Annotated in this window: 1 protein-coding gene; it reads left to right on the top strand. The window is 44.3% G+C overall.

The window, feature by feature from the left end:
- Positions 1-393 (top strand): cation diffusion facilitator family transporter (locus HC176_RS17225; RefSeq protein WP_167920235.1); only part of this gene is annotated, 393 nt, incomplete at both ends.

Genomic DNA, 393 nt, shown 5'->3' with positions numbered 1-393 from the left:
AGCAGCTCATTAAAGGCTGACGCATGGCATCATCGCAGCGATGCCATCACTTCTCTAATGGCTTTTATTGGTATTTCCATAGCTCTCTTCATGGGCAAAGGCTATGAAACTGCCGATGATTGGGCAGCTCTTTTTGCATCAGGCTTTATTCTCTCCAACGCATATTTGATCCTTCGTCCTGCCCTTGGTGAGATCATGGATGAACACCTTTATGACGATATGGTGGAAGAAATAAGAGATATTTCGCAAAAGGAAAAAGGAGTTATTGCGACTGAAAAATGTTACATCCGAAAAACCGGAATGACCTATCATGTAGACCTGCACGTGATCGTGGATGGAGAACTTTCTGTCAATGAAGGCCATGAGATCTCCCATAGCCTTAAGGATCGGCTG

This window comes from Tamlana crocina (genome assembly GCF_012037625.1).
This window is presented reverse-complemented; position numbering and strand designations above follow the sequence as displayed.